This window comes from Streptomyces sp. NPDC006314, from assembly GCF_040613075.1.
Classification (GTDB): domain Bacteria; phylum Actinomycetota; class Actinomycetes; order Streptomycetales; family Streptomycetaceae; genus Streptomyces.
The window spans coordinates 292,539-306,807 of record NZ_JBEXRL010000003.1 but is presented as its reverse complement, the minus strand read 5'-3'; the positions used below and the strand labels follow the sequence as shown (position 1 = coordinate 306,807).

11 protein-coding genes and 1 tRNA gene are annotated in these 14,269 nt (G+C 70.3%); 8 read left to right on the top strand and 4 right to left on the bottom strand.

Going from position 1 to position 14,269, the window contains the following annotated elements:
* Positions 1-53: 53 nt before the first annotated feature.
* Positions 54-1,196 (top strand): acyl-CoA dehydrogenase family protein, encoded by a 1,143-nt coding sequence (locus ABZ079_RS07075; RefSeq protein WP_356938376.1) that lies wholly within the window; start codon positions 54-56, stop codon positions 1,194-1,196.
* An 87-nt stretch (positions 1,197-1,283) separates the two neighbouring features.
* On the opposite strand, the gene ABZ079_RS07070 is transcribed toward ABZ079_RS07075, so the two are convergent.
* The 4 genes from ABZ079_RS07070 to ABZ079_RS07055 form a co-directional block, all read right to left on the bottom strand.
* Positions 1,284-1,613: a rhodanese-like domain-containing protein gene (locus ABZ079_RS07070; RefSeq protein ID WP_356938587.1), complete on the bottom strand. Its 330-nt coding sequence runs from the start codon at positions 1,611-1,613 to the stop codon at positions 1,284-1,286.
* Between the two features lie 49 nt (positions 1,614-1,662).
* Entirely contained in the window at positions 1,663-2,475 is an 813-nt protein-coding gene (locus ABZ079_RS07065) for a hypothetical protein (RefSeq protein ID WP_356938375.1), read from the bottom strand.
* 297 nt (positions 2,476-2,772) lie between these two features.
* Positions 2,773-4,203 (bottom strand): DUF2252 domain-containing protein, encoded by a 1,431-nt coding sequence (locus tag ABZ079_RS07060; protein WP_356938374.1) that lies wholly within the window; start codon positions 4,201-4,203, stop codon positions 2,773-2,775.
* 451 nt (positions 4,204-4,654) lie between these two features.
* A tRNA-Leu gene (locus tag ABZ079_RS07055) sits at positions 4,655-4,738 on the bottom strand.
* Positions 4,739-5,246: 508 nt separating this feature from the next.
* On the opposite strand from ABZ079_RS07055, the gene ABZ079_RS07050 reads away from it, so the two are divergent.
* The 7 genes from ABZ079_RS07050 to pknB all read left to right on the top strand — a co-directional run bounded on the left by ABZ079_RS07050 (position 5,247) and on the right by pknB (position 14,238).
* The gene (locus tag ABZ079_RS07050) at positions 5,247-6,101 is read left to right on the top strand and encodes a DUF3662 and FHA domain-containing protein (RefSeq protein ID WP_356938373.1); all 855 of its coding nucleotides are present in this window, start codon (positions 5,247-5,249) and stop codon (positions 6,099-6,101) included.
* Between the two features lie 10 nt (positions 6,102-6,111).
* Positions 6,112-6,645 (top strand): FHA domain-containing protein, encoded by a 534-nt coding sequence (locus ABZ079_RS07045; protein WP_356938372.1) that lies wholly within the window; start codon positions 6,112-6,114, stop codon positions 6,643-6,645.
* Positions 6,646-6,777: 132 nt separating this feature from the next.
* Positions 6,778-8,343, top strand: coding sequence for a Stp1/IreP family PP2C-type Ser/Thr phosphatase (locus ABZ079_RS07040; RefSeq protein WP_356938586.1), 1,566 nt, complete (start codon positions 6,778-6,780; stop codon positions 8,341-8,343).
* A 16-nt stretch (positions 8,344-8,359) separates the two neighbouring features.
* Entirely contained in the window at positions 8,360-9,832 is a 1,473-nt protein-coding gene (locus ABZ079_RS07035; protein ID WP_356938371.1) for an FtsW/RodA/SpoVE family cell cycle protein, read from the top strand.
* A gap of 116 nt (positions 9,833-9,948) precedes the next feature.
* On the top strand, positions 9,949-10,293 hold the full coding sequence (locus tag ABZ079_RS07030; RefSeq protein ID WP_356938370.1) for a hypothetical protein: 345 nt from the start codon (positions 9,949-9,951) through the stop codon (positions 10,291-10,293).
* Between the two features lie 249 nt (positions 10,294-10,542).
* Positions 10,543-12,021, top strand: coding sequence for a penicillin-binding transpeptidase domain-containing protein (locus tag ABZ079_RS07025; RefSeq protein WP_356938369.1), 1,479 nt, complete (start codon positions 10,543-10,545; stop codon positions 12,019-12,021).
* 213 nt (positions 12,022-12,234) lie between these two features.
* Entirely contained in the window at positions 12,235-14,238 is a 2,004-nt protein-coding gene (pknB, locus tag ABZ079_RS07020) for a Stk1 family PASTA domain-containing Ser/Thr kinase (protein WP_356938367.1), read from the top strand.
* Positions 14,239-14,269: the final 31 nt, after the last annotated feature.

Sequence of the window (14,269 nt, the reverse complement as noted above, 5' to 3'; positions counted from 1 at the left end):
GGCGAACTGCCGGACCAACCGTCAGATGACCGGATCCGCCGGGAGGACAGGCCGTGGACTTCACCTTCACCGAGGAGCAGCGGGCGGCGGCCGAGGCGGCGCGCGGGGTGTTCGCCGGCGTCGTACCGGACGCGGTACCCAGCCCGGCGCTCACCGCCGGGGCCGTGGCCGAGGGTTTCGACCGGGAGCTGTGGGCCCGGCTCGCCGGCGCCGACCTGCTGAGTCTGCTCCTGGACGAGGCGCACGGCGGGGCGGGCCTCGACGCGATCGCGCTGTGCCTGGTGCTCCGCGAGTCCGCCAAGGTTCTCGCGCGGGTGCCGCTGCTGGAGCACAGCGCCGCCGCCGCGGCCGTACAGGCCTATGGCGGGGCGGAGTCCGCAGGGCGGCTGCTGGGGCGGGCCGGCCGCGGAGAGCTGGTGCTGACGGTGGCGGCGAACGGACGGAGCGGCCATGACCCGGCAGAGCTGGCCGTCACCGCACGGCGGGAGGGCCCGGCCTGGGTGCTGGACGGGGTGCAGACGGCGGTGCCCTGGGCGTACGACGCGGATCTCGTCCTCGTGCCGGCACACGTCCAGGGCACCGGCCCGGACCGGACGGTACTCGCGCTCGTGGCGCGCGAGGGGGACGGGGTGGCCCTGGCCGAGCAGGTGTCCACCAGCGGGGAGCGGCTCGCCGAGCTGCGGCTGGAGTCCGCGCGAATCGACGCGGCGGATGTCATCGAGGCCGACGGCGCGTGGGAATGGCTGCACGCGCTGCTCGCGACCGGTACCTGCGCACTGGCGCTCGGGCTGGGCGAGCGGGTGCTGCGGATGACCAGTGAGTACACCGGCAGACGCGAGCAGTTCGGGTATCCGATCGCGACCTTCCAGGCCGTGGCCGTGCAGGCCGCGGACCGGTACATCGACCTGCGCGCCATGGAGGCCACCCTGTGGCAGGCCGCGTGGCGGATCGCCTCGCGGGCACCGGGGGCACTGCCCGCCGCCGGTGACGTCGCGGTGGCGAAGGTCTGGGCGGCGGAGGGCGTACGCCGGGTGGTGCAGACGGCGCAGCATCTGCACGGCGGATTCGGCGCCGACACCGACTACTCGCTGCACCGGTATCACGCCTGGGCCAAGCACCTGGAGCTGTCCCTCGGCCCGGCTGCGGCGTACGAGGAGAGACTCGGAGATCTGCTGGCGGCCCACCCGCTCGGCTGATCGCACGGCCTGCGAAAGCAACCGGTCGGCGACCGGCCCGTGGGTCCCCACCGGTCGGTACGGATCTGCGACCGGCGTGCAGCCGGTCTACAGCACGAAGCCCGGCTTGCCTTCGTCCGTGATCACCGGGCGGCCCGCGGCCTGCCAGACCTGCATGCCGCCGTCGACGTTCACCGCGTCGATGCCCTGCTGGACCAGATACATGGTGACCTGGGCCGAACGGCCGCCCGAGCGGCAGATGACGTGGACACGGCCGTCCTGCGGGGCGGCCTCGGTCAGCTCGCCGTAGCGGGCCACGAACTCGCTGATGGGGATGTGCAGCGCCCCGTCGGCGTGGCCCGCCTGCCACTCGTCGTCCTCGCGGACGTCCAGCAGGAAGTCGCCGTCCTTGAGGTCCGTGACCTCGACCGTGGGCACACCAGCTCCGAAATTCATGTCTCCGACGCTACCCGAAGCAGCATGAAGCTCAGCCCTGTCCCAGCAGGTCCGCCAGCTCGGCCTCGCGCTGGGCGACGTCGGCGCGCAGCCTGTCGGCGATCTCGTCGAGCAGCCCGTCGGGATCGTCGGGGGCGAGGCGGAGCATGCCGGCGATGGCGCTCTCCTCCAGTTCCCGGGCGACGAGGGTGAGCAGTTCCTTGCGCTGGGAGAGCCATTCGAGGCGGGCGTACAGCTCCTCGGCAGGGCTCGGGCGGCGTTGGGGCGGCACCGGGCCGGCCGCCCACTCCTCCGCCAGTTCCTGGAGCAGCGTCTCGTCGCCGCGGGCGTAGGCGGCGTTGACGCGGGTGATGAATTCCTCGCGCCGCTTCCGCTCCTCTTCCTCCTGCGCCAGGTCGGGGTGGGCCTTGCGGGCCAGGTCCCGGTAGAGCTTGCGGGCCTCCTCGCTGGGCCGCACCCGCTGCGGGGGCCGTACCGCCTGGTCGGTGAGCATGGCGGCGGCCTCCGGGAACAGGCCGTCGCCGTCCATCCAGCCATGCAGCAGTTCCTCGACACCGGGCATCGGCAGTACCCGGGCGCGGGCCTCCTCGGCCGCCCGGATGTCCTCGGGGTCACCGGTGCGGGCGGCCTTCGCCTCGGCGATCTCGGCGTCCAGTTCCTCGATGCGGAGATAGAGCGGGCCGAGCCGCTGCTCGTGCAGCCGGGAGAAGTTCTCGACTTCGACGCGGAAGGTCTCCACCGCGATCTCGTACTCGATCAACGCCTGTTCGGCGGCCCGGACGGCCTGCTCGAGCCGTTCCTCGGGCCGCGGTGCCTGGGACTGATCGGCTTCCGGGGTCGTCACCCGACCAGCGTAGGCCACGGAGCCGCTGCGCTCGGCTCGGACCAGGTCACACCGGGGAGCCGGGACATCGGCGCCGGGACATCGGTGACCGGTGCAGTGTCCCGCCGTAGGGGTTACCGGGGCATCCGCCGGCTGCGGCTCCGTCGTGGCGGGTCGCGCAGTTCCCCGCGCCCCTGAAGAACCGCAGCCCGCCCGCGCCGCCGTCAGGGAGCTGCGGTTCCGCCGGTAGCACCGTGGGAGCGGGCCCGCGCAGGGCTGGGCACACCGTCGGCCCCCTCGCACCCGCCGTCGGCCTCCTCACACGCCCGGCTCGGCCGCGATCCGCCCCGCCCGCACGCCCGCGACCAGCTCCGCGTGGTCCGCCTCGGTGCGGTCGGCGTAGGCGACGGCGAAATCGGCCATCGCCTCGTCCAGTTCCTCGTTCTTGCCGCAGTAGCCGGCGATCAGCCGCGGGTCGGCGCTGTGGGAGTGGGCGCGGGCCAGCAGGGCGCCGGTCATCCGGCCGTAGTCGTCGACCTGGTCGGCGGCGAGGGCGGCCGGGTCGACGCTGCCCTTGCGGTTGCGGAACTGCCGCACCTGGAAGGGGCGGCCGTCGACCGTGGTCCAGCCCAGCAGGATGTCGCTGACCACCTGCATCCTCTTCTGCCCGAGGACCACCCGGCGGCCCTCGTGCTCCCCGGGCGGCGCTTCGAAACCGGCCGTGACCAGGTGCGGGACCAGTGCCGAGGGGCGAGCCTCCTTCACCTGGAGCACCAGCGGCTGCTCACGGTGGTCGAGGAGCAGCACGACATAGGACCGAGTGCCGACGCTGCCGGTGCCGACCACCCGGAAGGCCACGTCGTGCACCGCGTGCCGGGCGAGAAGGGGGTGCCGGTCCTCGCTGAGGGTGTGCACATACGCCTCCAGGGAGGCGGCGACCGCGGCGGCCTCGGCGTCCGGGACCCTGCGCAGCACCGGCGGGGCGTCCACGAACCGGCGTCCGCCGTCCTCCACCGCCTCGGTCGACTTCGCCGCGAACCGGCCGCTCGTGTTGGCCCGGGCCTTCTCCGAGACCCGCTGCAGTGTGCCCAGCAGGTCGTGGGCGTCGGTGTGGGAGACCAGCTCCTCGTCGGCGATGGCGTTCCAGGCGTCCAGCACGGGCAGCTTGGCCAGCAGGCGCATGGTGCGCCGGTAGGCGCCGACCGCGTCCCGTGCCGCCGCACGGCAGGTGTCCTCGTCGGCGCCCGTCTCCCGTCCGGCGAGCACCAGAGAGGCCGCGAGCCTCTTGACGTCCCACTCCCAGGGGCCGTGCACGGTCTCGTCGAAGTCGTTGAGATCGATGACCAGGTCTCCGCGGGCGTCGCCGTACAGGCCGAAGTTGGCCGCATGCGCGTCACCGCATATCTGGGCGCCGATCCCGGTGATGGGGGTGCGGGCCAGGTCGTATGCCATGAGCCCGGCGGAACCGCGCAGGAAGGCGAACGGGGTGGCCGCCATCCGGCCCACCCTCAGCGGCGTCAGCTCGGGGATGCGGCCGGCGCTGGACTCCTCGACCGCGCTCACCGCGTCGGGTCGGGCGGCGTCCAGGTCGAGGGTGCGGTGCGCACTGCGCGGCACGCTCGCGCGGAGCGCCTTGCCTTCCTTCTTGGGGGAGCCCTGCGCCGGCCACTGGGCGAATCCGCGCACCTGGGGCAGCCGGCCGGCCTCCCGGCCCACCCCGTCCACCACGCCCCCACCGGTTCCGGTCACCGCGGCCGCCTTCCCGAACTACCCCGCACGCCCCCGACCAGGCGCCCGCACGAACATCAACTCGGGGAGACCGTACAGCGGGTGGCCGAAACGCGTCAGACCCTGTGGACGACTCACTACCTGTGGAAACCCACGGGTGCCCCACCCCCGCCTCCCGTGGGCCCCTGCCTCAGAGTTCCTCGCCACCCTGGAGACCGGCATCCTCATGCCGCCGCTACTGCTGTGGAGGGTGGTCACCGACCTGTTCGTCGGCCAGAGCATCTCGCGGAAGGGCGACTTCACGGTGTCTTCAGACGGCCCCCACCCATGAGATAGCTCACGAGTCGGGACCCACCGCATCCACCGCATGTCCCGACAAGGCTGTGGGATGCCTCACAACCACCGGAAAACGAGAAACGGGCCCCGCCGTGACTTCCGTCACCGGCCGAGACCCGTTTCATCGGTTTCTCTGTGCGCGAGGGGGGAGTTGAACCCCCACGCCCTTGCGGGCACTGGAACCTGAATCCAGCGCGTCTGCCTATTCCGCCACCCGCGCATTGGGTGTGTCTTCCGGTCCGGCCTCTTCGGGCTGGCCCCTTCCGACACGCAGAACATTAGCACGTCGTAGCGGGTGGATTCACATCGCTTCCCGCCCGCCCCCTCCCGGCCCCGCTCCCCACCCGCACCCCCAGGCCTGCGCCTTCGGGTCCGGGCGTCCGGCCCCGGTATCCGGCCCGGCATCCGCCCCCGCGCACCCCTCGCCCCGCGGCAACACGCGTATCAAGGAGACACGGTTCACGTATCAACCTCGTACCGGTCCCGGCCATCTCCCCAGGAGGCGGACCGGGTGCACAGCCAGGTGCGGGACACTGGACTTCGCCCGCCTCTACGATCCATGGCAGCAGGACGCGCACCAGGAGTTCGAAGGGGAGCCGCAGGGGGAACCGGCTGATTGCCGGGCGCGTAGATACGATCAGTGAGCAGTACCGGCAGTACCGGCAGTACCCGGCAGGGCAGCGGCACACAGCAGGGCAAGGCAACGGCAGCGACGGAGGAGGTGCCCCATGGGAGTCCTGAAGAAATTCGAGCAGCGTCTCGAAGGTCTGGTGAACGGCACCTTCGCCAAGGTCTTCAAGTCCGAGGTCCAGCCTGTGGAGATCGCCGGTGCGCTCCAGCGGGAGTGCGACAACAACGCCACCATCTGGAACCGTGACCGCACCGTCGTACCCAACGACTTCATCGTGGAGCTGAGCGCGCCGGACCACGAGCGCCTCAGCCCCTACTCCGGGCAGCTCGGCGACGAGCTGGCCGGGATGGTGCGCGAATACGCCAAGCAGCAGCGTTACACCTTCATGGGTCCGATCAAGGTCCACCTGGAGAAGGCCGACGACCTCGACACCGGCCTGTACCGGGTGCGCTCGCGCACCCTCGCCTCCTCCAGCAGCCAGCCGGCCCCCGCCGCCCCTGCGGCCGGCCGCCCCGGCCCGGGCGCCCCGGGCGGCTACGGCTACCCGCCGGCCGCGCCCGCCGGAGCGCCCCCGATGCCGGCCGCGCCGCCGCCCGGCACCCGCCCCGGCGGCTACGGCTACCCCCAGCCCGCCACCCAGCGGCCCGCGGCCGCCCCGATGAGCGGCGCGCGCACCCGCTACTGGATCGAGATCAACGGCACCCGCCATCAGATCTCCCGCGGGACGCTGGTGCTGGGCCGCAGCACCGAGGCCGACGTGCGGATCGACGACCCCGGCGTCTCCCGCCGGCACTGCGAGATCCGGACCGGAACGCCCTCGACGATCCAGGATCTCGGCTCCACGAACGGCATCGTGGTGGACGGGCAGCACACCACCCGCGCTACGCTCCGCGACGGCTCGCGGATCGTCGTGGGCAGCACCACCGTTATCTATAGGCAAGCCGAAGGGTGAAGCGGGGGCAATGTCAGAGCTGACCCTCACGGTCATGCGGCTGGGTTTCCTGGCCGTACTGTGGCTGTTCGTGATCGTGGCCGTGCAGGTCATCCGGAGCGACCTGTTCGGAACGCGCGTCACCCAGCGCGGGTCGCGTAGGGAGGCCGGGCGCCAGCAGCAGGCGGCCCGGCAGCAGGCGCCGCGGCAGCAGGCCGCGCCCCCACAGCAGCGCGGCCAGCAGGCCGGCGGCGGCCGGCGCGGCCGCAACGCACCCACCAAACTGGTCGTGACCGAGGGCACCCTGACCGGCACCACGGTCGCGCTGCAGGGCCAGACGATCACGCTGGGCCGGGCGCACGACTCCACGATCGTGCTGGACGACGACTACGCCTCCAGCCGCCATGCCAGGATCTACCCGGACCGCGACGGCCAGTGGATCGTCGAGGATCTCGGCTCCACCAACGGCACCTACCTGGACCGGTCCCGGCTGACGACTCCCACGCCGATCCCGCTGGGCGCGCCGATCCGCATCGGCAAGACCGTCATCGAGCTGCGGAAGTAGTACGACAATGAGCGAGCGGAGCGAGCACGCAGCGGCAGGCCGCCACCCGGTCTCCGGCGCGCTCCCGACCGGAGGGTGGGCAGTGTGGCTCGACACGACCGGCTGTACCCGGAGCCGACGGGCGAGGTGCGCATGAGTCTGTCACTGCGCTTTGCCGCCGGATCGCACAAAGGCATGATCCGGGAGGGCAACGAGGACTCCGGTTACGCCGGTCCCCGCCTGCTCGCGATCGCGGACGGCATGGGCGGCCAGGCGGCCGGCGAGGTCGCCTCCTCCGAGGTCATCTCCACCCTGGTCACGCTCGACGACGACGTGCCCGGCTCCGACATCCTCACCTCCCTCGGCACGGCCGTGCAGCGCGCCAACGACCAGCTGCGCGCCCTGGTCGAGGAGGACCCCCAGCTGGAGGGCATGGGGACGACCCTCACCGCCCTGCTGTGGACCGGGCAGCGGCTCGGTCTCGTGCACGTCGGCGACTCGCGCGCGTACCTGCTCCGGGACGGCGTGCTGACTCAGATCACGCAGGACCACACCTGGGTGCAGCGGCTCGTGGACGAGGGCCGGATCACCGAGGAGGAGGCCACCACTCACCCGCAGCGCTCCCTGCTGATGCGTGCGCTCGGCAGCGGCGAGCATGTCGAGCCCGACCTGTCCATCCGCGAGGTCCGGGCCGGTGACCGCTACCTGATCTGCTCCGACGGCCTGTCCGGTGTCGTCTCCCACCAGACGATGGAGGAGACCCTCGCCAGCTACCAGGGCCCGCAGGAGACCGTGCAGGAGCTGATCCAGCTGGCGCTGCGCGGCGGCGGCCCCGACAACATCACCGTCATCGTCGCCGACGTCCTCGACCTGGACACCGGTGACACCCTCGCCGGGCAGCTGTCCGACCAGCCGGTCGTGGTCGGCGCCGTCGCCGAGAACCAGCACCACCTGCACGACAACGGCATCATGCAGACCCCGGCCGGCCGCGCCTCCCACCTGGGCCGCCAGGGCCACGGGGGCGGCGAGTTCGGCCCGCCCGGCTCCGCCGACACCACCGGTTACATCCCGGCCGGCGGCTTCGGCGACTACGCCGACGACGACTTCACCAAGCCGCGCAAACAGCGCACGTGGCTGAAGAAGTCCCTCTACGGCGGCCTCGCCCTCGCCGTCATCGGCGGCGGCCTGTACGGCGGTTACCGCTGGACACAGACGCAGTACTACGTCGGCGCCAAAGGCGAGCACGTCGCGCTGTACCGCGGGATCAGCCAGGACCTGGCGTGGGTCTCGCTGTCGAAGGTGGAGAAGGACCACCCCGAGATCGAACTCAAGTACCTGCCGCCCTACCAGCAGAAGCAGGTCAAGAACACGATCGCGGCGGGCGGTCTGAACCAGGCCCAGACGAAGATCGAGGCACTGTCCGTGCAGGCCTCCGCGTGCAGGAAGCAGGCGGAACGCGCGGCCGCCGAGAGCGAGAAGAACGCCAAGACGGGCCAGGGCGAGGCCGGAGGCACCACGGGAACCACCCGTATCTCCTTCACGTCCAAGGCATCACCGACGCCGAACCCGTCGAAGCCGACGTCGTCGACGACGTCCCCGAGCTCGCCCTCGAAGTCTCCGCACCCGTCCACGACCACCACTCCCCACCCCGGCCCGAGCCTCTCCGAGGATGAGCAGAAGGTCGTCGATCAGTGCGGCAAGCAGGAGAGCACGCCGTGAGAGGCCCCGTCACACGATGAGCAGTACTTCCAATTCGCCGACGCACCACACGTCCACGATCGGCGCGATCGGGGCGCCCAGCCGCCGCAACACCGAGCTGGCCCTGCTGGTCTTCGCCGTGGCCATCCCGGTGTTCGCGTACGCCAACGTGGGCCTGGCCGTCAACAACCAGGTACCCAGGGGACTGCTGAGCTATGGACTCGGTCTCGGCCTGCTGGCCGGCGTCGGCCACCTCGGCGTACGGAAGTTCGCCCCGTACGCCGACCCGCTGCTGCTGCCCCTGGCCACCCTGCTGAACGGGCTCGGGCTGGTGGGCATCTGGCGGCTGGACCAGTCCAAGCTGCTCCAGTCGCTGCCCAACTTCGTCACGGCCGCGCCACGCCAGCTGCTGTACACCGCGCTGGGCATCGCCCTGTTCGTCGTCGTGCTGATCTTCCTGAAGGACCACCGCGTCCTGCAGCGCTACACCTATATCTCCATGTTCGGCGCCCTGGTCCTGCTCATCCTGCCGCTGGTACCCGGTCTCGGAGCCGACATCTACGGCGCCAAGATCTGGATCCGGGTCCCCGGACTGGGCTCGCTGCAGCCCGGCGAGTTCGCGAAGATCGTCCTCGCCGTCTTCTTCGCCGGCTACCTGATGGTGAAGCGTGACGCCCTGGCCCTCGCCAGCCGCCGCTTCATGGGCCTGTACCTGCCGCGCGGCCGGGACCTGGGCCCGATCCTGGTCGTCTGGGCGATCTCGATCCTCATCCTGGTCTTCGAGACCGACCTGGGCACCTCGCTGCTGTTCTTCGGAATGTTCGTCATCATGCTGTACGTCGCCACCGAGCGGACCAGCTGGATCGTCTTCGGTCTGCTGATGTCCGCGGTCGGCGCCGTCGGTGTGGCGAGCTTCGAACCGCACATCCAGACCCGTGTCCAGGCCTGGCTCGACCCGATGCGCGAGTACAAGCTGAGCCAGGCCGGGGTCCATGACGGCACCCTCCACTCCGAGCAGGCCATGCAGGCCCTCTGGGCGTTCGGCTCCGGCGGCACCCTCGGCACCGGCTGGGGCCAGGGCCACTCCGACCTGATCAAGTTCGCCGCCAACTCCGACTTCATCCTCGCCACCTTCGGCGAGGAGCTGGGCCTGGCGGGCATCATGGCGATCCTGCTGGTCTACGGCCTGATCGTGGAACGCGGCGTGCGCACCGCCCTCGCCGCCCGCGACCCGTTCGGCAAGCTGCTCGCCATCGGCCTGTCCGGCGCCTTCGCGCTGCAGGTCTTCGTGGTGGCCGGCGGTGTCATGGGCCTCATCCCGCTGACCGGTATGACCATGCCGTTCATGGCCTACGGCGGTTCCTCCGTGCTGGCCAACTGGGCCCTGATCGGCATCCTCATCCGCATCAGCGACACCGCCCGCCGCCCGGCGCCCACGCCTGCCAGCAACCCCGACGCCGAGATGACCCAGGTGGTCCGCCCCGGCGGCGCCGGTCCGGTCGTCCAGTGACCGGGATCATCCTCAGCAAGATCGTTCAACGTCGGGTCGTCCACTAGAGTCACAGGCGACCATCTGTGTCCCGCGACCACGGGACGACCGACACATTGGGGGATGTCATGCTTCGCATGAACTCGCGCGGCAAGCGCGTCGTGGTGGGGGCGGCCGCCGTACTCGGCGCCGCACTGCTCACGGCGACCAGCGCGACGAGCGCGCAGGCGGCCGGGCTGTACGGGGGCAACTGGAACACCGACGACGTGAAGATCCGCAAGGGGCCGAGCACGGACATGGCGATCGTGGACCGCGGCTACAAGCATGACGGCGCCGCCGTGAAGTGCTGGGTCCGGGGTGAGGGCGTGTACGGCAACGACACCTGGTACTACGTGAAGAACGTCAACTCCAGCAAGAACGTCTGGGGCTACACCTCCGCGCACTACTTCAACGTGGCCAGCGGCAACCCGCCCAAGTGCTGAACGGCGCCCCGGCGCACTCCTGACGGACGGCTTCCGGCCCCGGCATCCGCCGGAACCGGAAGCCGTCCGCGGTTTTCCGGAACCCGCCACGCCTGCCATGCGTCTAATGATCAGTCCTTGTCGACGGCCCCGCCCTGGAGGCACGGCCACTGCCTCTAGACTGTGGGCGGCCAAGGATGAGCGCCAGCACCATCGGCACCGAGAGACTGAAGCGACAGGCGCCCCTGTTAGCTTGTGGAAAGGCCGGACGTGAACAAGCCACTGCGCCGCATCGCGATCTTCTGCGGACTCCTCGTCCTGGCGCTGTTGATCCGTGACAACTGGTTGCAGTACGTCAAGGCCGACGGACTGCGCGCCGACCCGCACAACCGCCGCGTGACCATCGAGCGGTACGCGAACCCGCGGGGCGACATCATCGTCGACGGCGACCCCATAACCGGCTCGGCGAAGACCAAGCACGGTGACTTCCGGTACAAGCGCACCTACAAGAACGGTCCCATGTGGGCACCGGTCACCGGTTACTCCTCCCAGGCCTTCGACGGCAGCTTCCTCGAGAAGGTGGAGGACGGCATCCTCACCGGCAACGACGACCGGCTGTTCTTCCGCAAGACCCTGGACATGATCACCGGCAAGGAGCAGCAGGGCGGCAACGTCGTCACCACGCTCAACGCCTCCGCGCAGAAGGCCGCGTGGGACGGTCTGACGTCCCGTGGCGGCAAGGGTGCCGTCGTGGCCCTGGAGCCGTCCACCGGCAAGATCCTGGCACTGGCCTCGTACCCGTCGTACGATCCCTCGTCCTTCGCGGGGAACACCGACGCGGACGGCAAGGCCTGGAACAAGCTGCAGAAGAAGAACAACCCGGCCGACCCGATGCTGAACCGGGCGCTGCGCGAGACCTACCCGCCGGGCTCCACGTTCAAGGTGGTCACGGCGGCGGCCGCGCTGGAGAACGGGCTGTACACGTCGGCCGACGCCAAGACGAAGTCGCCGCTGCCGTGGATCATGCCCGGTACCACGACCCAGCTGAAGAACGAGGGCGACATCCCCTGCGAGAACGCGACCATGCGTGAGGCGCTGCGCGTGTCCTGCAACACCGTCTTCGGCAAGATCGGCGCCGACCTCGGCAACGACAAGATGCTGGCCGAGGCGAAGAAGTTCGGCTTCGACTCCGAGCAGTTCACCCCGGTCCGCTCGAACGCCTCGGTGTTCTCCGACAACATGAACCCGTCGCAGACCGCGCTGTCCTCCATCGGCCAGTTCAACACCGCGGCCACCCCGCTGCAGATGGCCATGGTCGCCTCGGCGGTCGCCAACGACGGCAAGCTGATGAAGCCGTACATGGTCGATGAGCTGCAGTCCTCCAACGTCGACCCGGTCGCCAAGACCCAGCCGGAGGAGCTGAGCCGGCCGCTGTCGCCGGAGAACGCGCAGATCCTGCAGTCGATGATGGAGACGGTCGTCAAGGACGGCACCGGTAAGAAGGCGCTGATCGGCGGCGGGGTGACCGTCGGCGGCAAGACCGGTACCGCCCAGCACGGCGTGGCGAACAGCGCCAACCCGTACGCGTGGTTCATCTCGTACGCCAAGCTCAGCGACAACAGCTCGCCGGTCGCCGTGGCCGTCGTCGTCGAGGACGAGAACGCCAACCGCGACGACATCTCCGGCGGCGGCCTGGCCGCGCCGATCGCGAAGAGCGTGATGGAGGCGGTCATCAACTCCAAGAAGTGAGTCCGCCGGCCCATGGACGTGGGACAACCGGCTCACCGCAGTGAGTCCGCTCACATCCCCTTCACATCGACGCACGTTGCGATACCGGTCCTGTATCGGGTTCCGGGCTTGGCCAGGTCATACAAAGCGAGCCGGGTACCGTAGGCCCGGACGGCAGCCTCGGACGTACACGGATGTGACGGCCGAGACGACGGAGAGGGCTGGTAGGTAGCTATGGAAGAGCCGCGTCGCCTCGGCGGCCGGTACGAGCTGGGCCATGTGCTCGGCCGTGGTGGCATGGCGGAGGTCTACCTCGCGCATGACACCCGCCTCGGCCGCACCGTGGCGGTGAAGACGCTGCGCGCTGACCTCGCGCGTGATCCGTCCTTCCAGGCCCGGTTCCGCCGGGAGGCCCAGTCGGCCGCCTCGCTCAACCATCCCGCGATCGTCGCGGTCTACGACACGGGCGAGGACTACATCGACGGGGTCTCCATCCCGTACATCGTCATGGAGTACGTCGACGGTTCCACGCTCCGTGAGCTGCTGCACTCCGGCCGCAAGCTGCTGCCCGAGCGCGCGATGGAGATGACCATCGGCATCCTCCAGGGCCTGGAGTACGCCCACCGCAACGGCATCGTCCACCGTGACATCAAGCCGGCCAACGTCATGCTGACCCGCAACGGCCAGGTCAAGGTGATGGACTTCGGCATCGCCCGCGCGATGGGCGACTCCGGCATGACGATGACGCAGACGGCGGCGGTCATCGGCACCGCCCAGTACCTCTCGCCGGAGCAGGCCAAGGGCGAGCAGGTCGACGCCCGCTCGGACCTGTACTCGACCGGCTGCCTCCTCTACGAGCTGTTGACGGTCCGGCCGCCCTTCGTGGGCGACTCCCCCGTGGCGGTGGCCTACCAGCACGTCCGCGAGGAACCGCAGTCTCCTTCGGTCTTCGACCCCGAGATCACGCCCGAGATGGACGCCATCGTCCTGAAGGCGCTGGTCAAGGACCCGGACTACCGCTACCAGTCGGCCGACGAGATGCGCGCCGACATCGAGGCCTGCCTCGACGGCCAGCCGGTCGCGGCCACGGCCGCCCTGGGCGCGGCGGGCTACGGCGGCTACCCCGACGACCAGCCGACCACGGCCCTGCGCTCGGACGCCGGCGCGGGAGCGACCACCATGCTCCCGCCGATGAACCCGGACGACGGCTACGGCTACGACGACCGCGGCGACCGCCGCCGCCAGCAGAAGAAGTCCAGCACTTCCACGATCCTTTTGGTGGTCGCGGGCGTGCTGGTCCTGATCGGCGCGATTCTCATCGGGAAGTGGGCCTTCGGCGGAGGCAACCCGGACGAGTCCTTCAAGGCTCCGAACTTCGTCGATCGCACCTATGCCCAAGCCCAGAAGATGGCGGTGAACTCCGACCTGAAGCTGGCCCCGCCCACGCGGAAGCCGTGCGAGAACCAGCCGAGGGGCAGCGTGTGCTCCCAGAACCCCCCGGCGGGCTCGGAGGTGAACAAGGGCGACACGATCAACCTGGTGGTGTCGACCGGCGCGCCGAAGGTCGCGGTGCCCAGCGTTCTCGGCCAGAGCTTCGCCGAGGCCAAGGCTGCGCTGGAGGACGACTTCAGGGTCGTGCGCAAAGACGAGATCTCGGCCACGGAACAGGCGGGCACCGTCCTGAAGCAGAACCCGAAGCTCGGTGCGGAGGTCGAGAAGGGCTCCACGATCACCCTCACGGTCGCCAAGGCCGAGGAGAAGGTCACCGTGCCCGACGACGTCATCGGCAAGTCCTGTGAGGACGCGAAGGCCGAGCTGCAGGGGCTGGGTCTGGTGGCCACCTGCAACGACACCCCCAGCACCAACCCCGCCGACAACGGCAAGGTCCTCTCGACCAACCCGGCGCCGGGCCAGCAGGTCGCCAAGAACACGCCCATCGCGGTCAACGTCGGCAAGGTCCAGCAGCAGAAGACAAAGGTTCCGGACGTCCGCGGCCGGACGGTCGCCGTGGCCAAGCAGATACTGACTGCGGCGGGCTTCACCAACATCCAGTTCGCCCCTGGCAGCGACGGCGGCGACAACGCGCTCGTCGCCTCCCAGGACCCGCAGCAGGGCCAGGAGGTCGACGACCCCGGCAGCACCACGATCACCCTGACGACCGTGGGCTTCGGCAACAACGGCGGCAACAACGGTGGCGACAACGGCAACGGTGGGATCTTCGGCGGCATAGGCGGCTGACGGATCTCCCACGAAAAAGGCCCCCGGCTCT